The sequence below is a fragment of the Bdellovibrionales bacterium genome, from assembly GCA_016714165.1.
In the GTDB taxonomy this organism is placed as follows: Bacteria; Bdellovibrionota; Bdellovibrionia; order Bdellovibrionales; family UBA1609; genus JADJVA01.
Map to the genome: position 1 here is coordinate 1 of JADJNU010000001.1, position 22,031 is coordinate 22,031.

The window sequence follows — 22,031 nt, forward strand, 5'->3', positions numbered from 1 at the left end:
CTTCGATACGCCAGCCCTAATGACGGAACTCATCGAATGGACAAACACACAAATCACCCGCAAAGAGCTGCACCCGCTGCTTATCGTCGCCGTGTTTGTAGTGGTGTTTCTGCACATTCACCCATTTCAAGACGGCAATGGGCGGCTTTCGCGAGCTCTCACCACGTTGCTATTTTTGCAGTTGGGGTACGGCTATGTGCCCTACAGTTCTTTCGAGCGAGTCATTGAAGAAAACAAAGATTCGTATTATCTGGCACTGCGCCGGGGGCAGGCAGAGCTCGAAGAAATCAATGCCAAGAAGCAAGCGAAATCCAAAATCAAGCCTGGCGGCGTGAACGATTGGATCACGTTCTTTCTGAAGTCCATGCAGAAGCAGAAGATTGCGCTTGAGGCGAAGATGAAAGATGAATTGGCGGCAACAAAGCTGCCGCGCTTGTCTTTGCAAATTGTGGAACTTATCAAGAGCCGTGGCGAAACCTCTCTTGGCGAAGCGGCAGCTATATTGGGTGCCAACCGCAACACCATAAAGGTACATTTCAAGAACCTAGTACATGACGGGCACCTAGAGAAAATAGGCGTTGGGCGCGGCATGAGATACCGGATAAGGTCCTAAATCGGACCGCAATGCGGCGATTCTGCAGCCAAGGATGACCTCTGTCTGGATGGCGGCTAAGTTCATGTTTTAGCGGTGTTCACTACGAACGCCCCACTATCGACCAGAAAGTGGCTGATATGAACCAAATAATGGTAGATAATATCCTTGCGTTAGAACGGATATTTGGAAACAAAATAGCAGAAAAGGTTTTATTTCTAGAGAATTAATCGAAAGGGCCTATAATCGATTCCGCTCAAAGAACGGCAGAAACTTTTTGAAATACGCGAGCGCCCACGAAATTTTATGAGACTGGGCAACCGAAGACATTGCTGGTTTTAGTCATTACCCAAATTCGAAAATCGATCTGCGTCAACTGGTCCATTTTTTCCATATGTGCATCCTTTTCCGAAGAAACAATCATTGAGGAGGGCTCAGTCATGATAGAACAAGCCATAACCACTCAAAGCACGGAAAAGTCCAAAATATTTTTGATGGCGCCTGCATTGTCTGTGACATGGAAATCAGCCATTACAAACGCAAAAATCCTGAGATTAAGGATGTAGTCAGCAATATAGCGCACTTCGAGACAGAGCTGCGGTACCACATGATTGGGTTTTGGATGACAGGAATTATGAAATGATATAATTATCAGGAAATTTACCAAATGAAAGGGTATGCCAAATGAAATTAAAAGTTTTTACACTTATGGTTGTTGCTTTTTGCGCTGTACGTAGTTTTGCTGAGGTTAGTATTATTGATAAAAAGGGCGCTGAGTTAAGACTGACGAAAGGCGAGGCGCAGTACATGACCCAAATAATTTTGGAGCGGCCGGTACTGGTTACGCAAGATCATTTCGAACTGGTTGTTCAAACCTACGGCCGAGACTTCAACCATAATGAAAAATATCTTACGACTGGAAAAGTGACCTGCAAGAAGGACGGTAGTGAGTGTATTGTTAAAGGCAGTGAGCTTAGAGAAGCTGGCGACGGTACTTGGTTTGTCCCTTCCCCTGGTTACGTTAGACTCTTTGGAATGGGAACTGTGGCAGAGCTAGACAAAAGGTCGTATTTTAAATGTGACCAAGTTTACGCAAATATTGCCTGCGACTTTAAATTATAAGTTTAATTCCCGTATGGCTGAATCTGTTGCTGTCCAGTTCACGGATTGTGAGGTTGGACAGCACGTTAACACTTGATACCCGAGCAAATCATTGAACCTAAACGCGCTGGCTTATAAAAAGCTGGCGCTTTTATTTTTAAAATCAAAAGTTGACGCATAAAAATTCTTGAAACAGCCGAAAATCGGGGCGGTTGGCCCAAGATTTTGCGAGTCAAGAGTCCTGAGTCCTGAGTCAAGTGGCGTTAACTTGCTATCATATTCCGAAGAAACAATCATTGAGGAGGGCTCAGTCATGATAGAACAAGCCATGACCACTCAAAGCACGGAAAAGTCCAAAATATTTTTTGATGGCGCCTGCATTGTCTGTGACATGGAAATCAGCCATTACAAACGCAAAAATCCTGAGATTTTTGAACTGGTGGATATCTCTTCGCCGATTTTTGATGCCAAGCCCTACGGTCTTACGCACGAGGAGGTCCAGCTCCACATACACGTACTTACCCCCGACGGTAGGATTGAGAAAGGGGTCGACGCATTTGCTCATACTTGGAGTCGTATGCCGATGTACAAACCTGTGGCGTTTCTGATCAGGCTGCCTGGGATTTATACGCTAGCAAGAATTTACTATAGGATTTTTGCATCCTATATCAGACCCCTGCTTCAGAAAAAAAGCAAGCAAGCGCCGAGAGCTTAGAACATGCCATCGACAAAGAAACACAGCTAGGTATCGTAGCACACGAAAAGGCGCATATTCTATTTTGGCATCAAGATGTTGGCGGAAAATCATTGCGCCCAGTTCTTAGGTTCGGCCAGTCTGTTAAAGGTTCCGACTACAGATTCGGCCCGATGCCGGGCCGACATCAACTCCAACACTGAGGCTCCCTATGGAGATTTTTCCGATCCCCACCTTCGAACTGCTAGCGATCGTGCGATCGTGGAGGATTATTAACTTTGGGAATCAGAATACGTGGCTACCCTACCGACATGAAGAATACCAAACTCAATTGCAATTCCGTTAATCCAAGAACCTATCAATGATGCGGAAGAATAGTGGGTCCCTCTTTTCATTTAAAAGATCTAAGCAACTGCGTGTGGTCAGACTTGGAAGAACATCTTCTTTTAATAAATTCCGGCTTCTGTGTTCCACAACTTGAGAAAAACGCTCTGGATCGTAGTTCGGCGCTGAAGAATCCTTCCTGGGATGCAGGCGGAGATACGCCCGAGCCGCTTCAACAACACTCAAAGTCCACTGACCTTGACAAAGAAGTGTATCGTTGAGCTTTTCGAAAGTCCAAGAAGGTAAGTCTTCACGTTTAAGAACACTGGGTATGAGACTCCAAACCTCTCTCGGCCATTTTTTGGCAGTTATTGCTTGAAATGCGGCTCTCGTAGTATTCTTGTCACCGATTAAAGCTGGGATTTTTTGCCAAATTTCTAGCGGCCAAACCTTTTGAGTTCGAAGACCACTCAACACGTTTGTTCTAACTTCCAACGATGGATCTGAAAGTAATTTTTCAATGATGCGCCAAACTTGGGGGGGATACTCTTTCATATACTCACTTTGCCAAACATGGCTGACTGCCTTACGAACCTCTGGATCAGAATCATCCGATGCCGTCACTAGGCTGTTCCAAAAGTGTCGACTGCGATGACTGCGATAATGCATTTCATTTAGAGCCGCGATACGAACACGAATATCAGGGTCGCTAACAAAGTGCCTGAATTGCTTCCAATAAATATTGGTTTTCTCAGTACCACTGTTATCCCAAGCAAGCACGGCCAGGAGACGCTTCCACAAGGGCTGTTGATAATTGTAGTTTGCGACGAGCCGATTGAGCATCGGAGGCCAATTTTTCAGGCGCTCTCTGATAATCTTGCTCATATAAAATGCACCCCGACCATTTTCAGAAACTAGATCTGCCAGAAAGCGATCCGAATCATCCGTCGTAGGCAGACTAAATAGTAGCACGGAATCAGTCAGGTTCACTCTCTCGCTTTTCTCAAGATTTGAAACCAATCGAGTGCGAAGATCTTCCAGTAATTTTCTTAATTTGCCCTTATCGAATAGGGCTACACGATCGAACTCTGACATCGTGGCCAACTGCCGGGCAGCGGTTTGAGTGTTCCAGTATTTAAAAACATCGAGAGGCTTCAGACCAAAGGTGGTATTCAAATCAGCAAACTGTTGCCGACTTAATACCTTTTCCCGGGGCATGAGCTTAAAAGAGTCAATTTCCTTTCCACCAATTTCTTTCAGATCGATCGCTAATCGTGCCTGAACCTCCGTGATACTCAGGGCCTCCAGATCCTCTGGATAGAATGTCGGTTCATCTTGATCAACCATATCGCTGTATAAAATGGCGCGATCGATGGGCTTGAGTTGGCCTACATCTGGTTTTGAGTAATATCCAAATTTCCCAGTCCGCTGAACTTCACTAATTCCCCGCAACTCATTTTCATTTAGGCTTACTAAAAGAGCTGGAGCTAGACGGGAAGATTGATAAAATGGCTCATAGCGGTACTGAGTCGCCTGATCAATTGTGTCCCAGCCCTCGGGCATTTGAACCACAATCGGCTGACCGCGATTTTCCTTTTGAAACAGTGCTTTTTCCATATCATCGCGGTTCACGACACTCGTCGCAGCTGCAGAATGCACGAGAACTCTCCGCGTTTTGTACTGGGAGACAGCCGCGAGCAAGGCGGTGCGACCATCCTGCGCACTTAGAGTTACACCATTGATCGTAATGATATAAGGGACTACTTCATTTCCTACCACGATTTCTGCTAATAAGAGATAGCCTCGGGGCGGATCCTTAGCATTCACATTTTTCCGAATCCAATAGACGTGAACTGAATCAAGTAAAGGATAAAATGGAACTGACATCATTGAGCAATCAAAACCGATTCCGCCACGTAGAAGCGCCATCGCCTTTGGAACTTCCTCTAAATAAATTTGAGAAGCCTTTGCAGTTCCGCTTTCGATTTTTGTGAACCCAGCAAGAACAGTCTTATCGATGAAGTCACGTTCGACTTCATCCGCCAGTTTGGAATAAATCGAGGATTTCAGCGGTACTCCCAAGTGGTTTTTAAAAAGATCTGAAAAAAGGCTTTCCAGTTCGCCGGGGGGAAGGTTGCTAACATTTTCTATAGCCGCAGAGAAAGGGCGAGAGGATGAAAGGTCCAAGGCCCGACCATTCTCTCTGTAAAGTAGCGAGAAACTTCAAGCAGAAGTCGCTGGTCGGTCACCTTTTGCAGGTCTTCATAGAGCGAAGTTAAAATTAAAGTGGGGTAAGTTTCTTCGAGTTTAAGCAGGCGGGTTCGAATCTCTATTTTAACTTTCTCAATGGCCTGCAAATCGTACTCGGAAGTACCACGCCCATCGCTCCAAGAAAGTCCGAAAATAGGGGCTGCGCGAACTTCATTGGCCTTACTTGCCAACGGACCAAGCTGGGCAGCGAGTTGTCCCGCGTCTTTGAAAAGGCGAAATACATTGGCCTTGTAGCGCACCTGCGATCTTAGAAAACCCGGATGACGAATGTTGACGGAAGAAACAGTCTGAACTAAGCCTTGTTTGGTAACCAAATCGGTGCGCCAATCCTGCAACTCGACTGCCCAACTGCTTACGCTCAATACAACTAAGAAAAATATACCTAATCGCCGCATCAGACATAGGCTCCAGATTCGTTTATTGAATTTAGCTCGGGTACAGCAAGAAATTAGCCAGATCAGACGTTCGAAAGTGAAGGTAGCGGGAATTCCAAAGCTGTTCCAAATCGGTGCTTATTCGGCATTAATCTTGCAATTCAATTCGAGGAATTTTGAATCCGTTTGTCTGTGGTTTCACTGCTCCAATCTAGCGTTACTGAAGGGTAGATTTTGCCATGTTTATACGGTAAAGCTGCGGTTTTTTGTCATTTTGTTCGTCATCTTGACGTTTATTGAGCAGTTTGCCTCTGGTAGCTCTTGCAGAGATTTTTACGAAAACCTGCTAATTTAGTGAAATTTTTGACTGAGCCCATTCGTGGTGATGATCCTTACTTTTTCCTTCCCCCTGTGAGTGCTGATTTCGTGAATTTTCCGATTGATCGGGCTGTTACAGTGAGTGGCTTTAATCCTGTTGGGGAGAGTGGAGATGGCTATTATTTGCTGAAAAGAATAGGTGACACCTGGCGAACAACGAAAGGGCCAAAAGAAAATTTTTTCGCGGTTGAAAGCGATCCGACTTGGATATTTTCGGCATTAGGAGCTAAGTTAGCTGGATTTTTGGGATTTCGTTTTGTCGATGCTTCAACCATACTTGTACCGAACGCTAGCTTATTTAATAAAAGGATCGCGATATTAAATAGGAAACTAGCGAAGAAGGGTTTTGAACGAATTCCCATCAAGTGGCTCTCTAAAATTCAAAAGCCCCCAGTTTCAAAATCAGACGAAGTTATAACCTATGCTGAACAATATGTTCGATCCTTTTATTTTGACCGCTCATCGCCTTTTGAAGAAGCAGAACTCACCCACGATGTGGCTCATCATTCGCTGGAAATACTTCTGACTGAGTCTCAGTTAAAGCCACACCTGGCTCGACTCGAGATGGCCATTGAATATTCAAAATTTTTAAGAAACTTCTTTTCTAACAAAACGAGGAAGGCTTATCCGCTTTTATCTCAACCACAGAATCGAGAAGCCATCATTGCCTTGGTATTTCAGCTTTTAGCTCGCGATAAGGACAATCTTTCAGGATTGCTACCAGTCAACTTATTGAAGCAGTTGCAAGTTTCTCAGGCTGAGGCCCCCCCTAATATTACTTACTTCAGGATCGCCGATGTGCATTTGGGCAGCGGCTATGGCAAACCTTTCAGGGGATCAATAGGTTTTCTTCCGGCGTTTGATTACACCTTGAATGGATGGTTCCAGTCGTTCCTAATTTATCATCTTATTCCGCTGTTGAACCCATACAGAGAGCCAGCTCCACCTGGAGCGGTTGATGAAGCGGGAATTAATGTCCTTTTAAAGTACACTCGGAGAGCATTTGGATCCGCTATTCAAGATTTAGGCAATAATTTTTTGAATTTTGATGAGGAAATCAGAGGGATTTCAAAAGTATTCCTAAATTCAATGAGAAATGGCTTGGGTTCCACTGTTTTGGTTAGATACGATGAAAATCTTGATATTATCGGCGGGATTGCATCTCCGGAACATCCCATCACGTCTTTTCGTCGACGAATAGAAGAGATGCAATCTGTTCTTCCATAAAATTGAGATTAAGGCGGTTGATTCGACTCCCTCAAAAGCATGATTTAAATCATATTTCACAATCACGTTAGCTCTTGTCTGCGAGCTGACAGTGAGTTTTCATTCTTGTTTGTGGGGGATTCAGTGTTTGATTTGGTTCTTAAAAATGCACAGGTGGTTACGCCGGTCGGTTTGATTTGCAACGGATCAGTTGGCGTAAAAAATGAGAAAATTGTTGCTGTGGCCGAGGGCGCAAGCAGCATTGGGGCCTCTCGTCGGGAAATCGACCTTGGTGGCAAAACGCTCTTTCCAGGACTGTTTGATCCTCATTGTCACCTTGGGAGTGGAGACGAGCGGACTTATGAGTACATGTCTGAGAGCTTTGGTAAAGACACGCGTGACTTTCTGATCGGCGGTGTGACCGCGATGGCCACAACAACTGTTCTGACTCGCGAGCCGCTTCTAGATAATATCAACAAAACAAAAAGAGCTGGTCAGGGAAATTCTTGGTGTGATTTCAGAGTGACGAGCGTTGTGCTGACAGATGAACATGTGGAACAAATCCCGGGAGCAATTCGAGAGGGTGTTCTCTCCTTCAAATTTTATTGCGGATATTGTCTTGATCAAGCCGAGAAAATGGGCATGAATCGAGAAGGTGTTCCACCTGATATGTTCTATCGGGCTTGCGAACAAGTGGCAAAAACGGATCCTAGGGCTCTCCTTATGATTCATGCCGAAGAACCACATGTGCGAAGGATGCTTGCACAGCGCTTGAAAGATTCAGGACGGGAGGACTTGATCGCCTGGGCCGAGCACAGTCCTCAGTGGTCGGAAGCTGTTCAAGTTTCCCTTTACGGAGAAATTGCGAACGAACTCAAAGTTCCTCTCTATGTTGTTCATATCTCGCGGGCACCAACGGTAGATATGATTGAATATTTGCGGTCCCGTGGTCATTTTATCTTAGGGGAAACGCTCGCTTGTTTTCTGTCGACCACAGCGCAAGATCGACACGAGTGTGGTTGTGGACTCAAAGCCAAAATCCAACCTCCAATTCGGTTTCAAGAAGATCAAGATCGCCTTTGGCGGGCGCTGAGAGAGGGATCCGTTACTTCCATAGGAACCGACACCATTCCTTACACCTCGAAATACAAAGGAGATCAGTCCTTTTGGAATTCAAGGCCGGGTTTAAATATCCAGACTATTGATACTCTTCCGCTCCTTCTTACCGAGGGCTTTCAAAAAGGGAAGATCGATCTCGTCACTTTGGCTAAGGCGCTTTCTGAGAATCCAGCAAAGTACTTTGGGGCCGGCCATAGAAAAGGACGGATCAGTCCAGGTTACGATGCCGATTTTGTCGTGATAGATTTGGAAAAGGAAGCTGATCTTGGGCTTGAAAGAATGCGCGGCCGCTCTGACTACTCGATCTGGGAGGGAAAGAGAGTTCGTGGTTTACCGGTCATGACAATTCTTCGCGGGCAAGTTTTTGCTGAAAATGGCGAAATCGTCGCGGAGAGGCCGCAAGGCGGATTTCTAGAGAGAGAGGATCGATGATGGTTCCTCTTCGATTTGGCAGTCGCAAACTGGTTATTGCGATAACGGGGCGCAAGGAGTCCAGTCCTCGCTATACCTTAGAACTTGCCAATGCTGCCATGGTGGCGGGGCGAATTGCTGCCGAGATGGGCTTGATTGTTTTAACAGGAGGGCTTGGCGGCGTCATGGAGCGGGCGGCGGAGGGCGCTAAAATTGCGGGTGGAGAAACAATTGGAATTCTTCCGAGCAATCATCACGATGATGGCAATCGTTTTTTGGATTTAGTGCTTCCGTCGGGGATTGGGATTGCGCGAAATGTTCTGATGGCCAGCGCCTGTGATTTTATGTTGGCACTTCCCGGTGGAACGGGAACGCTTGAAGAACTCTGCTTTGCTCTTGATTTTGATCGTCCGGTCGTCTCGTGGGGAAGCTGGGAGATTGAGGGAGTACGGACGGTCCCTTTTCCCAACGAGGATTTTCTGTTTCGAGAACTCAAGAATCTCGTTAATGAAAAAATGAAATCAAATCCGAATCACAAACAAAAGTGAGGAAAGCGCTATGACGGAATACTCCGCGGGAGAGTCCTTGCCCCCAAAACCTGTGGCTTTAAACGAAATAGAAGATGGAATACGGCGTCTCCTCATTGGTCTCGGGCAAGAGCATAAAAAGGAGATCATGGAAAACACACCAAGGCGGATTGCAGAAATGTATCAAGACGTCATCAATGCTCCTTGGTGTGATATCGAAATACCGTGGAAGTGTTTTCCCAATCGAGACAGCGACGGAAATAAACTCATGGACGATTTGATAGTTGTGACGGATTGCCATTATGTGAGCCTTTGTGAGCATCACTTGGCTCCAGCTTTTGGAGTTGCTCATTTTTCTTACGTACCAAATGAAAAGATCACGGGTTATTCAAAAATTAAAAAGGGACTCAACTACTTGGCTCGGCAGCCGCAGTTGAACGAAAGACTTTTAAAACAGACTCTTGATGTGGTGGAGAAAGTTTTGGAGCCCAAAGGCTGCGCCTTGATCTTGCAGTCAACGCACACTTGTCTGGCTTGCAAAGCAAACGCTCCATCCCAGGAAATAGTGACAGTCCAAGGATTTCGAGGATGTCTAAAGGAAGACCCGTTTCGCCGCGAATTCTTGTCTACGGCCTACGGGAAACGACCCGTGCTTGGAGCCGTATGAGTCAGAGGGATTTGCTTGCAGCGCGACTTCGTCAGGCGGTTCAGGGTTGCACGGTTCATTTGCATGGACCCATTCAAGCTTGGGCAGCTATTGAACAGGCCTGTGTTGATGGAACCGTTCAAAGAGATGAAGTGGCGATGCTGGCGATCGAGGCCTGCACAAATCGTATCAAGGACCTTCGGCAGGCCGGGGTTGATTCAAGCGATCTGAGAATAAAGAAGGAAGAGCTAACCCGAACCTTTATAGAGAAGTTACTACTATAAGCTAGGCACGAAGAAGGGAGACCTGGATATGGAAAAGAGTGAAATTCACTCGAGAAGGGAAGAGTTCCACAAAAAACTCCGAAGCAAAGAACTGCTTGAGGGGTATTCGTATGATGATGGAAAGGATTTTGTCACTAGGCCCTACTGGCCCTATGAGCCGAAGAATCGAATGAAGCCTCATCTCTGGCGCTGGGAGGAAGTTCGTCCCTTGATCATCCAGTGTGGAGAAATGATTGGACTCGGCCATGGTTCCACAAAATATGACCGTCGCGTGCTGGCACTTTCAAATCCCGGAGCAAATGGGGAGTTTACCATGTCTGGGACCCTATTCGGTGACTTTCAGCTGATCCGCCCTGGCGAGTCAGCTCCGAGTCATCGCCATACACCTTGCGCAACTCGATTCATTTTAGAGGGCAGCGGGGGGTGGACCACAGTTGCTGGAGAGCGAGTGCACGTAAAGCCTGGCGATATTGTTCACACGGGTCAGTTCCCCTGGCATGACCACTGTAACGAAGGAAAAGATGATTTTATTTTTCTAGATGTTCTCGATATTCCTCTGCTCTTGTTCACGGGCACTTCTTGTTGGGATTTTGATTATGAGACAGTGACAGGGAGTCAGGATAAGCCAAGCCAACCGCCACTTCCTCCACATCTCCAAAATGAAGTTTACACAGATTCGAAACTGAAGCTTTCGTTTAAATCACAATTGCAGCGAAATCCAAACGATTTTGCCCACCTCTCTTGGAAAGAAGCAAAAGGCTCTTTGCTGTCTCTGGCGGAAGAAAGAGGTTCCAGTTACGACGGAATCCGTCTTGAGCTACAGAGCAGAGACAGGAGTCGTGCGGTGGGACAAACAGTTTCTGTGCACACACAGTGGATTCGCCCCGATGAACACACGCTCAGTCATCGCCACACGGGGGCTTTCATTTATGTTTGTGCAGAGGGAGAGGGAAAAGTTTGTATTGATGACAAAGCGTTTGAGTTTGGGCCAAAGGATATTTTCGTGATTCCGAGCTGGCATTGGCATTCCTTTGAAAATGAAAAGGGCTGTTTTCTTCACTCGATCAGTGATCTTCCGTTAATTCAAAAGATGAATCTCTTCCGGGAGCAGCGAAAGAACAAAGAAGGAGAAATTCTTGATAGTGGCTGGACGAACTTATTGGATCCATTCGATCGATGACCACTTTAACGATACCAAAGTTGGAGGCGGCTCTTCTGATCGTTGATATGCAGAATGGCTTCGTGCACTCTGAGAGCAAAATGGGACAAAGTTTTTCGGGAACGGAAAAGCAGCGAGCAATTGTCCCTTCGATCCTCGGTCTGATTGATCTTTTTGCATCAGCAGGTATTCCGATCATTTGGAGCCAGCAAGAACATTTTTCGGATGACAAGACTCGGGAGAAGAGACTCATACGTCCGCACTCAATCAAACAAGGATTCTTGCCTTGTCTTCGAGGGACTTGGGAAACCGAAATTTTTGCTCCCTTAAGGGCGGCGATGAGACACGAAGATCATGTTGTACAGAAGCATAGGGCCTCCGTTTTCTACAATACAAATCTTGAAACGAAGTTGAGGATGCTTGGTACGAGGTTCTTATTTATCTGCGGTTGCAACACTGAGTTTTGCATCGAGAGCACTGTTCGCGATGCCTACGCCCGAGATTTTGAGATCGTTGTTGTCAGGGATTGCGTGGCGGGAATAAAACCAGAGTTTCACGAGAGCTCTCTTGCGGTCATTGAGTCCTATTTTGGCGAAGTCCTGACGCTCGAACAGATTCGGAGCCTCTTTCAATGAATCAGAGAAATGTGGGAGAAGCCCTGTTAAGGAGACTCAAACAACTTGGGGTTGATTACTTCTTTGCCAATCCTGGAACAGAGTTTGTTTCGGTGATTCGAGGATTTCAAGAAATGTCAAAGGAGTCGATTCCTACACCTATGCTGGCGCCTCACGAATTTCTGGCTGTCAGCATGGCCTATGGATATTATCTTGCTACGAAGAAGCCTCAGGCGGTCATGACCCACGCCAATGTTGGCGCAGCCAATGCCTTGATTGGGCTAATTGGAGCTTCTCGAATGAATATACCAATTCTCTTCATTTCGGGAATGACTTCGCAGAGCGAGCGCAAAACCTTTGGACATCGAGATAAACTCATTCACTGGTCACAGGATACCAAAGATCAGGGATCGATGTTTCGGGAATATGTAAAATGGGAAGCTGAAATTTCTGATTCTTCCTCTGTTTGTGATGTACTGGATCGAGCCTACGCAATTGCAATGTCAGCACCTCGTGGACCAGTAGCCATTAAGGTCTCTCGTGATATTTTAGTGAGCGATGAGGTCAAGTCATTCTCTGATCAGCTATCCGTTAGAAGTCATGCTCCCCCCATGCCTGACTCAGAGGTCATGGACCAAATCAAAAATGCGTTGGCGACAGCAACAAAGCCACTATTTGTGACAAACCGACTTGGAGCTGAAGAGTCTGCGGTAGCTCTTCTTCGCAATTGCTCAGAGAAACATGAAATAGGTGTGCTGACACCCGAAGATTTCTATTTGAGTTTTCCGTCTGATCACCCCAATCATTTAGGTTATCGGCAAAGTGAGGCGCTGAAGGAATCTGACCTTGTCTTTGTACTTGACACAGAGTCACCATGGTATCCCCTGGAGAATGGGCCCACAGGAGGGGCAAAAGTCATTCATGTTGGGCCAGATCCGCTCTTTGAGGCGATCCCACTGAGGAGCCACAGGGGGGATCTCTTTCTTCAATCCTGTTTAAAAACTTTTCTGACTGGTCTCAGCGAATTTGCTGCCACTGATTCTTTAATTGGCGCAAGACGGGATTGGATTTCGTTGAAGAAAAATGCAACAGCCAGAAAAACTCCCGAGGGCTCGACGCTCAATGCCGAGTCCGTTTCTTTTGTTCTTTCGGGAGTTCTCAATTCAGATACTGTTTTGATTAACGAGTTAGGGCTTGCACCAGATTATTTGCAGTGTCGGTATCCGGGAACCTACTTTCGATCTGGCTCTGCATCTCCACTTGGATGGGGGGTCGGTTGCGCGTTGGGACTTTGTCTGGCAGATCGAAGAAAGACGGTGATCGCATCAATTGGGGATGGCGTGTTTTTTCACTCTCCCATTTTGCCGACTCTTCTTCTGTCTGCCCGGTTGGGAGTCCCATTTATCATATTGGTTCTGAACAATGGTGGTATGCAATCAATTGCAAAAAGCGTCAGGGACCTTTATCCAAATAATTCAGGCGATTTGCCCCTCACTTCATTCTATGGGAACGAGACCGAATTTGAAAAATGCGCGGCGATGGTATCTGGGCTCGGGCTTCGTGCCACAACGCCGTATGAGTTGCGTCGGGCCCTTGCAGAGGGCATTGATTTTTGCCGGGAGCAGCGTCGACCTGTGATTATCAATGCTATTTTTTCTGAAGTTGGCAAGCCAAATCGATTTGTCTAGCGAGTGACACGACTTAACAGGCGATCAGAAAGAAAAATCTTCTTCCCCTGTTCTCTGAGAAGGTTCTCCTTTTTCCACTTTGATAGTTGACGGCTAACGACTTCTTGGGATGCTCCAACCATTTCAGCTAGCTCAACTTTTGAGATCTTGGCCGATAACGAGCGTCCGTCCTTGCATTCAATGCCAAACTTTTTGTCTAGCACACGAAACAAGGAGATCAATCGAGTTGGCACATTCAATTTCTGCTGTTCCAGGAGTCGCCGTTCTGCATTTTCTAGATCATGAGCGATCAGGCGGATCAGGCGGTAGGCAAAATCCTTGTTTGAACTGAAGAGGTGAAGAAGCGTTTCTGTGGAGATCAGGCAGACACGACTTAGTTCTTTGACCTGAGCTGAACCTCGGTAGGTTGGACTTGTAAAAATGGAGCGATGTCCGACCCAATCCCCATCAGTCACCAGGCGCACGACAACCTCTCGTGTTCCCTGAGTCTGTGTGACTTTTGCTATGCCAGAAGAAATACAGAAAATCCCTAGGACGGGGTCTCCAGACTGGAAGAGAAATTCACCTTTTTTAAAATTGTATTGTTTGATTCTAGAGCTGAGCTCGCAGAGTTCTGCTTTCGACAAAGCAGAAAGCGGATTTGATTCGTTCATGGGGCAAGTTAGGCAGTCATTTTCGCAAGGCTGAAAATTCTTTGTAGACATGGTGAAAAACTAGCATGATTGACAGCAATATCAACCCCTTGACTGTAGCCATTTTCGAATTTCTTAGAAATTTGCAGGTGTCCCGGTTTGAGACGCAACTTTGAGAAGCTCTATGTGATTCTTGCTGTGATCGATCCGGTTGACAGAGAAGAATTGGGTCGATCGAAGTTTCTAAAGTAGAATAGTATATTTCGGAGATTCAGTGGGGGAGCCATGAGAACTCAAGACCGTAAAAATTTAAGATTACAAAGTATCATAAGTCTTCGGGGTATTATCTTGTGTCTTGCGATTCTTGGAGGCCTCGTTTTATTTCAAAATTGTGGAGAATTTTTGAGGAAAGTGGGCATGAGTGGAAATTCAGAAGCTGAGAATCATGGACCTAACGGATCAGATCCACAGTCTCCGCCTGAGTCGGAGCCTACAACACCACCGACCCCGCCAGCTATTCCAGTCCGTTCTTCCACTTTTTCATTTATCGGAAAGAGCATTGCGGATTGCCCGCGCTCCGCCTCTTGGTGTGCTGATTATTGGCCACCAGCAGAGGAAGGAACTGTTTATCTTTACAGTATAAGCGAAATTCGCACTGACAGCGGCGATGAAATCATTCGCACAGCCTATCTCTACCGTCCGATAATTGTAACGAAGCCCTCTCCAGTGCTGTTCTTTCTTCACGGTGGGACGAGTTCTGGGGACGATATGTTTGAGAAAATCCCTTTTTCAAGTATTGCTGACGGTCGCGGACAATCAAATGGAGTGGCCTGGCTTAAGAATTCAGCGAATTGCAAATGGAATGCGGAAGGGACTGGGTTTGAGAATTCGACTGGACAAGCTTGCACCGGCCGACCTTCGATTTTTCGAAATTCACTTCCTTTCTTGGTCGTGTTTCCCAATGGTGTTTTAGACAAGGACTCAAATAGGGATCGTCATTGGCAGGATGGACGAGTGCCTTCTCCGGGATTTGGAGACACAGCTGAAAATCGTGACGATGTCGGATTCATTGATTCACTTATCGGAGTGGTGAGGAAAGAAGAAGCCGATGTGGTGGACTCGGAGCGAATTTATATCGGAGGCGCCTCCAATGGTGGCTTAATGACTTTGCGATTGGCCTGCAACACGTCCACTCCAGGTCTAACGGAGCTGTCTCGGGTTGCCGCTTTTGGCAGTTTGGTGGCGACAATGTCAGAGGCCGGATTTCGTGGGATAGAGGGACGAGAAAAATGCAGCAATGGGTTTAGTCCTTACCCAATTGCCCTGATGGTGGGGAAGGATGTCCCTACTCCCAATTGTCTGGTATATGGATGCGCGGAACCCAATGTTTCAGGCGATGAAAGAATGCCTTTTGGAGAATTGGGTGGGGTTTACTCCCCAAATTCGCCCGATTTGGGCTCGCTCATTTCATTTCCAGATGTAGAATTAAGCGTGAGACAGTATTTTAAGAATGGGGGAGCTGGCGTCGAAAATACCACATTATCAGAGGTTGGATATTTTACAAAAAGGCGCACTTATACCTACTCGCAGACCCTAGCTCGAATAGAGGTTTGGGAGACAGAGAGGGGGTATCACAATCTCTTGAGCACTCGGATGGATTTTGTGCCACCAGCGCGAATATGGGAATTTCTCAGTTCATACCGGCGATTATCGGATGGCTCGTTTGTAATTACTGAGCCGAGCCATTTGAGCGGTTCCTTCTGATTCTTGAGAGGCGGCTGCTAAATGCAGTTGCAGTTGTAGTTGCAGTTTCAGTCTCAAGATCTTTGCGTTTTGATATCTACCAAAGAGGAATAGGATGTTGTCTCTTTAGCCCAGACCGTGGAGTCATCACAATATTGATCCCGATCGAGTTCTTCTTTATTTGGGCCGATTGAAATCCTTGATAGGTCGTCCTGTTTTGAATCTTTGGTGTGTTTCGAAACCCGCGGATCCCAATCATGAAATTGCTGACTGAGGGCGGGCAGTCTGCTCTCAAGTTGAAAAAGACCTCTGAGTCGGAACCCCTGCCGGCCACGGCCGCATGAATTTGCACGTTTTGGCATTTGTAAGTAATTCCGAGAACCTGTTCCAGAGAAGCCATTATTTTCGGTACAATAAACTCCTGGAGAAAACTTCGATCTAGATTCGATAAAATGTAGAATTTCTGAGTTAACGGCTGCGCATGCCCGCGTGGGCCCATTGTCCAAGAGACGAGGAATACAAGTAGGACCATCAACTTCATTGCAATCTCCAGATAAGATAGCGGGTGTTGAAGAGCACGAGAAAGGTGAGATGCAAGAATCAGGGATCACGTAGTTTCAATATTTTTTGGCTTTGAATTGAGCAGAGGCAATAAAACTGTCACAAGATCAAGGTTTTCGCTGACCAATCCTTTGACAGGTTTGTCAGATATTCAGACGTAATGGAAAAATAGGAAGGCGGAAAGTGAGAAAATGAAAATTCGTTGAATTCTTGCTCTTTAAGACATACCAATCAGCCCAAATCTCTTGTTCCAGCGAAAGGGACCCTTGTGAATTTCCAAAATCCCAGAAAGTCTCTCCCTCTTATTATTTTGTTTGCGGTTTTTCAATTCACGGCTTTGGCGAGTTCGCCAGGCCGAAGTGGCTGCCGCAATTTGATCGTGTCACCAGGTATGGATCCTCAAGCTGTGGTGGAGTTGAGGCAGCTACACAATCGTTTGGCCCGTGAGTACAATGGACTTGAAAAGAAAAGTGAAGACGAAGACGAAGCAGTCGCTGAGTTCAACTCCCGGCTTGGTTTTCCGGAACAAAACCGAGATGCAATGGCCGGTCGAGCTGGCGCAGGCAATTCAAAAATTATTTCAGTGAGTCTTGATTCACCCGAAGGCCCTATTGGCTATGGTCTCAGAACGCATGGGGATCGCTCTCTTGAAAAATCCAGGCGCTCCGAGGTGCTTGGTCGCACAGGGGAGTTATACGATCAACTCAAAGGCAGAAAAGGCAAGGGAGACAGCAGGGCTCAGTTTGCACAAGTATATGTTGGTAAGGATCAGATTCGAAGCTTTCTTGTCACGATGGCCCGGGCCCTCAATAGGCATGTGAAAAATTCTCCCTCGGGAGGAGGTCTTGAATCTCGTCACTACGGGACGGACCAAGAGGGTGAAAATGCATTTGACTTTGATCTTGGATTTTTTGAAATCAAGACCTGTAGACAGGGCGGTCGTAACTTGTGTTCGATCAGATTGTTTTCAGATGAGCCATTCGTCACCTTTCCTCTGTCGGAACATTTGGTTGAGCCCTTTGCAGAATTATTTTCAATCTGGGTTTTCCCGGGGGAGCTGATGCTTGAGATCGCAAATGACATAATTCATTTTCAGTCTTTGGTAAACGGGGTCTGTCTTGGCTCTTTACAAATACGGGATTGACCTGGCTCGTCTCTTCTCCCGTCCATCTATCAGTCCAGGAAGCCGCTACAGTTCTGGTTGGCGGTCATGTTGCAGTCAACGCCCTGAGATATTTGGTCAATAAGTTCAGCTCTGCCTCTTCTGCATCTGCGAGTTCTCCTCAACCTGGTGAGATTGATGTCCCCAAGATCGCGAAGATATCCTTGGAGAAGAAACGGGCCCCTGTCATCCCCATTACTGCCCAGTATAAAATAATGATTGCGATGCTTGCTGACGTTGCAAGGGGAAAACGAATAATTGGTCCCACGGATCTCATCTATTGGAAGAACCAATATGTGTATCGCCCAAGGGGCTCAGGCTCTTCTGAAGATGAGAGCGAGGAGGATCATGATATGTCCATCGATATGATTCTTTACTCTCGCGATGGTGAGCCAGTTCTCATGGTAGTCAATAGTGAGGAGTGAGAGCATGAGGACCTGGAGATTATTATTCTATTTTGTGCCCCTGTGTTTTGGGGGCCCCCGGGGGCCGGGGGGGCGGGGGGGGCGCGGGGGGCCGGCGGGGGGGCGGGGGGGCCGGGGGGCGGGGGGGGGGGGCCCGGGGGGGGGGCGGGGGGGGGGCGGGGGGGCCGGTGGGGGGGCCGTGGGCCGGGGGGGGGGGGGGGGGGGGGCGGGGGGGGGGGGGGGGGGGGGGCGGGGGGGGGGGGGGGGGGGGGGGGGGGGGGGGGCGGGGGGGGGGGGGGGGGGGGGGGGCGGGGGGGGGGGGGGGGGGGGGGGGGGGGGGGGGGGGGCGGGGGGGGGGGGGGGGGGGGGGGGGGGTTAAAATCGGACTTAATCCCTAGAGCCTGAGCGATCTCACTCAGAACGACATCCTCTGAATCAACCAGTTTTCCGTCGCCCACAGCTGCGGCTCGACAGATTCTTACCACTTCTCGCGCCAAGTGATCTTGCCCGCATATTTCATTCAATCTCATTTTAGTTACCCTGACTCCGGCTTCAAAATCATCGGCAAACAAGGTGACCATATCTCTGAAGTATCGCATTATATCGTCAGCTTCAAATTGGGTTACAAATGGAGATTGCATCATCGCATGTTCGTACTTGAGCGCTTCGGTCATATCGACACCTTTGTCCGTGCTGGCCACCCACACATAGGCGCTGGCTAAAACCTTTAAATATTCGTCGGCTTTATTTTTATCCACAGTTTATTTCCTCTGGAGTTTCAGTTTCATTGCTGATTTACTGCTGAACGGATCGAAACAGACAAAATGAAATATCTGCCCGTAAATTCAAACTCAATGAATGACGCTCATCGTCTTCCAGCGACCCTGCTTAAATCGCAAAACAAGGATGGCCGTACTAATTATCGAGTACAAGGCAACAAAACACCATGCCCAAATCACCGCGTTATTCCAAGATTTGACTAAATAAGCAGGCAGGACCATAAGTGGCCAGGGAACTATGAAAGCGACAATCGACACGAATCTCGTGTCACCCGCTCCTTTCAGGGCAAGTGAAATATTCAGGTACATGCTATCTAGCAAAGTGAAAAATGCCATGATTTTTAAAAGGCTCGGAGTTATCGATTTTACTTCCATCCACAGGCCCGGATTTTCATGGTTTGTAAACCATGAAAGATAAAACTCAGGGACGGCAAAAAAAGTAAACGCGATGAGGGTCATGTACATGAGGGAGACACGAACTCCCGCCCAAGCGAAAGCCTCTGCCTCTTCTGGGTGTTTATCACCAAGATTTTGTCCCACCAAGGACATCACGGCCTGTGCCACCCCCATACATGGAAGCACCGACAGCATCATGACTGTCATCGTAATGCTGCTGCTTGCAAGGGCAGCTTCTCCGTTTGGCAATTGACCCATGATTATTAAGAAAACGGTGAAAGCGAGTCCTTCCAGTGCCCACTGCAAGCCGCTGGGGAGACTGAACTTTAGAAACTTCCTTAGAAGTTTCAAATTGATACGCATAGAAGTGGGGGCCTGAAATTTCAGGTTTTGATCGGACTTCCATATCTGATAAAACCCAGAGAGAGCGGCTCCCCAAGCAGCGATGGCTGTCGCATAACCTGCGCCGGCGATTCCCATAGCCGGAAACCCAAATCGTCCGAAAATCATCAGGTAGTCGAGGAGAGCATTGAGAATCAATCCAACCATGTTGATACCAATTATTTTTTTGGTTTGACCAAGCCCCGTAAAGAATCCGTTCGCCACGGCGACCAAGGCGGTTGGGAGAGCGGAGTAAGCGACCGATTTGAAATACTCAACTTCAAGACGTTGCATGTTGGCAGAATGTCCAATAAGGGAAAAAAACCAAGGAGAGAGCCTATTGAGAAATAGAAAGGCGAGTCCCCCACAGAGAGCGACATAAATCGCCTGCCACGCCACTTCTCCAATTTTTTCTGTTTCATCTGCTCCAAAATACTGGGCAATAAAGCTTGTCACATAAGCCGAAGTCCCCTGCAAAAGTGCCATTGGAACCCAGAATACTCCCATAACGGCCAAGGCCGCACCCAAGGATTCTGTCGATAGCAACCCCAAATAGATTCGGTCAATCGTGAGCTGGAGGTTCCAAAAACCATTGGCAATAATCAAAGGCCAAGCAATTCGAATGACTTGTTTCCAGCGATTTGTCTTCACTTCAGCTCCGGCCCAATCATTCCTTCCAACCAGGATCATAAATTAGAAAAATGTCAATTACAGTTCATTAAAAGTTTTGTTGGTATTAAGTTGGTACTAAGTTATCAATTTTGGATTTCGGTACAGCTTAATATCCGTGCAGCTTATAAACAAATAAATAAATAATAGTTTTGGATATTCGTTTTTTAATAGACCTTGGTTTGAGAATCTTGGAATATGCGTTCATGCGCTATCTTCTACTCTTTTCCTTAGTCTTTGGAATCCTGGCTTCAGGTTGCACCCGGAAGCGGGCTGAGCTCGGATCAAGTGAAAATCCAGTTAAGTTTTTCTTCGTCCCATCTGTGGACGTAAAAGTGATCGAAGATACTTCAAATGTTCTCAAGAAGTACCTGGAGTCAAATACCCCCTATAAATTTAAGATCTTGATTCCCCCGAGCTACATTGCCGTGGTTGAGGCTTTTGGAACAAACCGAGCAGATGTGGCTGTTGTTAATACGTTCGGATACATTTTGGCCCACGATCGATACGGTGCCAGGGCCCGATTGACGACAATTCGTTACGGAGAGTCAACCTACAGAGGACAGTTTTTGGCCAGATCGGATAGTAAAATTAAAAAGTTAGAGGACTTGGAAGGGAAGAAAATAGCCTTCGTCGATCCGGCCTCAACTTCTGGGTATCTTTTGCCCCTCAAGTATTTAAAAGACAGAAAGATCAAGCCCAAGGAAACGATGTTTGCTATGCGCCATGACAATGTGGTTTCTATGATTTACCAGGGCCAAGTCGACGCCGGGGCGACTTTTTATTCCCCCCCTGCCGAGGGTCGAATTCAAGATGCTCGTCGCCTCGTGGTGTCGCAATATCCAGATGTCGAAGAAAAGGTAAAAATAATTGAGCTGACTTCTTCCATACCCAATGATCCTGTTATTTTTCGTAAAGAGTTAAATGAGGAGATGGTTGAAAAAATCGTCACAGCTTTGCAAAACTTTACCAAGACTGCCGAGGGAAAGGATGCACTGGAGAAATTATCTTCAGTTAATGGGCTGATCCCATCCGTAGATAAGGACTACGATCAGACAAGGGAGATCCTCAGAGCTTTGGGCAAATCTGCATCCGAGCTTGTCAAGTGATGAAGCCCATTCTTTCAATCAAGAATTTATCGAAGAACTATCCCAACGGAGTTGCTGCGCTTAAGAATATTTCGTTTGACGTCTATCCTGGAGAGTTTCTCATTGTGATCGGCCTGAGTGGTTCGGGGAAATCGACTTTGCTTCGTTGTATCAATCGACTGCACGATCCTTCTTCAGGTGAAATTTGGTTCGGCGGTGAGCGAATTGATTCTGTTAAGGGGACCCGATTGAGAAACTTGAGGCGGGAGATCGCCATGATCTTTCAGCAATTCAACTTGATACCACGACACACGGTCATGGGCAATGTACTGATGGGTCGATTGGGCTCGTCCTCGACCATATCGAGTTTATTTGGAAATTTTAGCAGTCAGGATAAGTCCGACGCAGTCAAGTATTTGAAGCTTGTTGGCATCGAAGAGAAAGCCAATGTTCGTGCCGATCAGTTATCAGGTGGGCAACAACAGCGAGTTGCCATTGCCAGGGCCCTCTGTCAGAACCCGAAAGTGCTTCTGGCTGATGAACCGGTGGCAAGCCTTGATCCGGCCACTTGTCACCTTGTGATGGATTATCTGAGAAAAGTAAATCGGGAACTTGGAATCACAATTATTTGTAATCTGCACTTTTTGAGCTTGGTACGTGAATATGGAACTCGCGTGATTGCCTTGCGCGCGGGAGAGCTCGTCTATCAAGGTTCACCTAAAGAAATTGATGACCAGTGGTTTTCTCGTATTTATGGTGAAGGAGCAAAAGAGGTTCATGTTAATTAAATCGGAGAGTGTGAAACGTCTTGTTTTCGATTCGACGTTT

22 protein-coding genes are annotated in these 22,031 nt (G+C 46.9%); 16 read left to right on the plus strand and 6 right to left on the minus strand.

Going from position 1 to position 22,031, the window contains the following annotated elements; genetic code table 11:
• The 3 genes from IPJ71_00005 to IPJ71_00015 all read left to right on the plus strand — a co-directional run.
• Positions 1-613 (plus strand): Fic family protein (locus tag IPJ71_00005; protein ID MBK7842066.1); only part of this gene is annotated, 613 nt, incomplete at its 5' end.
• A 663-nt stretch (positions 614-1,276) separates the two neighbouring features.
• On the plus strand, positions 1,277-1,714 hold the full coding sequence (locus IPJ71_00010; protein ID MBK7842067.1) for a hypothetical protein: 438 nt from the start codon (positions 1,277-1,279) through the stop codon (positions 1,712-1,714).
• A 292-nt stretch (positions 1,715-2,006) separates the two neighbouring features.
• The gene (locus IPJ71_00015; GenBank protein ID MBK7842068.1) at positions 2,007-2,408 is read left to right on the plus strand and encodes a DUF393 domain-containing protein; all 402 of its coding nucleotides are present in this window, start codon (positions 2,007-2,009) and stop codon (positions 2,406-2,408) included.
• 321 nt (positions 2,409-2,729) lie between these two features.
• Here IPJ71_00015 and IPJ71_00020 read toward each other — a convergent pair whose 3' ends face one another.
• Positions 2,730-4,793, minus strand: coding sequence for a hypothetical protein (locus IPJ71_00020; protein MBK7842069.1), 2,064 nt, complete (start codon positions 4,791-4,793; stop codon positions 2,730-2,732).
• A gap of 65 nt (positions 4,794-4,858) precedes the next feature.
• Positions 4,859-5,377, minus strand: a complete 519-nt coding sequence (locus IPJ71_00025; protein MBK7842070.1) for a hypothetical protein — start codon at positions 5,375-5,377, stop codon at positions 4,859-4,861.
• 333 nt (positions 5,378-5,710) lie between these two features.
• On the opposite strand from IPJ71_00025, the gene IPJ71_00030 reads away from it, so the two are divergent.
• The 8 genes from IPJ71_00030 (at position 5,711) to IPJ71_00065 (ending at position 13,388) form a co-directional block, all read left to right on the plus strand.
• On the plus strand, positions 5,711-6,961 hold the full coding sequence (locus IPJ71_00030) for a hypothetical protein (protein MBK7842071.1): 1,251 nt from the start codon (positions 5,711-5,713) through the stop codon (positions 6,959-6,961).
• Between the two features lie 123 nt (positions 6,962-7,084).
• Positions 7,085-8,491 carry an amidohydrolase family protein gene (locus IPJ71_00035; GenBank protein MBK7842072.1) on the plus strand — a complete coding sequence of 469 codons (1,407 nt, stop codon included), beginning with the start codon at positions 7,085-7,087 and terminating at the stop codon, positions 8,489-8,491.
• Complete coding sequence (locus IPJ71_00040) at positions 8,488-9,018, plus strand: LOG family protein (GenBank protein ID MBK7842073.1); 531 nt, start codon at positions 8,488-8,490, stop codon at positions 9,016-9,018. The genes IPJ71_00035 and IPJ71_00040 overlap by 4 nt, the downstream gene beginning before the upstream one ends.
• A gap of 10 nt (positions 9,019-9,028) precedes the next feature.
• Entirely contained in the window at positions 9,029-9,664 is a 636-nt protein-coding gene (locus tag IPJ71_00045; protein ID MBK7842074.1) for a GTP cyclohydrolase I, read from the plus strand.
• Entirely contained in the window at positions 9,661-9,927 is a 267-nt protein-coding gene (locus IPJ71_00050; GenBank protein ID MBK7842075.1) for a hypothetical protein, read from the plus strand. The genes IPJ71_00045 and IPJ71_00050 overlap by 4 nt, the downstream gene beginning before the upstream one ends.
• A 28-nt stretch (positions 9,928-9,955) precedes the next feature.
• Entirely contained in the window at positions 9,956-11,107 is a 1,152-nt protein-coding gene (locus IPJ71_00055) for a cupin domain-containing protein (protein ID MBK7842076.1), read from the plus strand.
• Positions 11,104-11,721 (plus strand): cysteine hydrolase, encoded by a 618-nt coding sequence (locus IPJ71_00060; GenBank protein ID MBK7842077.1) that lies wholly within the window; start codon positions 11,104-11,106, stop codon positions 11,719-11,721. Before IPJ71_00055 ends, IPJ71_00060 begins: the two co-directional genes overlap by 4 nt.
• Positions 11,718-13,388, plus strand: coding sequence for a hypothetical protein (locus IPJ71_00065; protein MBK7842078.1), 1,671 nt, complete (start codon positions 11,718-11,720; stop codon positions 13,386-13,388). The genes IPJ71_00060 and IPJ71_00065 overlap by 4 nt, the downstream gene beginning before the upstream one ends.
• Here IPJ71_00065 and IPJ71_00070 read toward each other — a convergent pair.
• A complete protein-coding gene (locus IPJ71_00070; GenBank protein MBK7842079.1) occupies positions 13,385-14,041 on the minus strand; it encodes a Crp/Fnr family transcriptional regulator in 657 nt (218 codons plus the stop codon). The two genes, IPJ71_00065 and IPJ71_00070, sit on opposite strands and share 4 nt — an antisense overlap.
• Before the next feature lie 396 nt (positions 14,042-14,437).
• On the opposite strand from IPJ71_00070, the gene IPJ71_00075 reads away from it, so the two are divergent.
• The gene (locus IPJ71_00075) at positions 14,438-15,784 is read left to right on the plus strand and encodes a hypothetical protein (protein MBK7842080.1); all 1,347 of its coding nucleotides are present in this window, start codon (positions 14,438-14,440) and stop codon (positions 15,782-15,784) included.
• Between the two features lie 76 nt (positions 15,785-15,860).
• On the opposite strand, the gene IPJ71_00080 is transcribed toward IPJ71_00075, so the two are convergent.
• Positions 15,861-16,304 carry a hypothetical protein gene (locus IPJ71_00080; protein MBK7842081.1) on the minus strand — a complete coding sequence of 148 codons (444 nt, stop codon included), beginning with the start codon at positions 16,302-16,304 and terminating at the stop codon, positions 15,861-15,863.
• 288 nt (positions 16,305-16,592) lie between these two features.
• On the opposite strand from IPJ71_00080, the gene IPJ71_00085 reads away from it, so the two are divergent.
• Together IPJ71_00085 and IPJ71_00090 are read left to right on the plus strand one after the other, a co-directional pair.
• Positions 16,593-17,468, plus strand: a complete 876-nt coding sequence (locus IPJ71_00085) for a hypothetical protein (protein MBK7842082.1) — start codon at positions 16,593-16,595, stop codon at positions 17,466-17,468.
• On the plus strand, positions 17,465-17,911 hold the full coding sequence (locus tag IPJ71_00090; GenBank protein MBK7842083.1) for a hypothetical protein: 447 nt from the start codon (positions 17,465-17,467) through the stop codon (positions 17,909-17,911). The genes IPJ71_00085 and IPJ71_00090 overlap by 4 nt, the downstream gene beginning before the upstream one ends.
• Here IPJ71_00090 and IPJ71_00095 read toward each other — a convergent pair.
• Both IPJ71_00095 and IPJ71_00100 read right to left on the minus strand, forming a co-directional pair.
• Positions 17,860-18,648: a tellurite resistance TerB family protein gene (locus IPJ71_00095; protein MBK7842084.1), complete on the minus strand. Its 789-nt coding sequence runs from the start codon at positions 18,646-18,648 to the stop codon at positions 17,860-17,862. The genes IPJ71_00090 and IPJ71_00095 overlap by 52 nt on opposite strands.
• Before the next feature lie 93 nt (positions 18,649-18,741).
• A complete protein-coding gene (locus tag IPJ71_00100) occupies positions 18,742-20,097 on the minus strand; it encodes an MATE family efflux transporter (protein ID MBK7842085.1) in 1,356 nt (451 codons plus the stop codon).
• Between the two features lie 224 nt (positions 20,098-20,321).
• On the opposite strand from IPJ71_00100, the gene IPJ71_00105 reads away from it, so the two are divergent.
• Complete coding sequence (locus IPJ71_00105; protein MBK7842086.1) at positions 20,322-21,224, plus strand: phosphate/phosphite/phosphonate ABC transporter substrate-binding protein; 903 nt, start codon at positions 20,322-20,324, stop codon at positions 21,222-21,224.
• Positions 21,224-21,991 (plus strand): phosphonate ABC transporter ATP-binding protein, encoded by a 768-nt coding sequence (gene phnC / locus IPJ71_00110; protein ID MBK7842087.1) that lies wholly within the window; start codon positions 21,224-21,226, stop codon positions 21,989-21,991. Before IPJ71_00105 ends, phnC begins: the two co-directional genes overlap by 1 nt.
• The last annotated feature ends 40 nt before the right edge of the window (positions 21,992-22,031 follow it).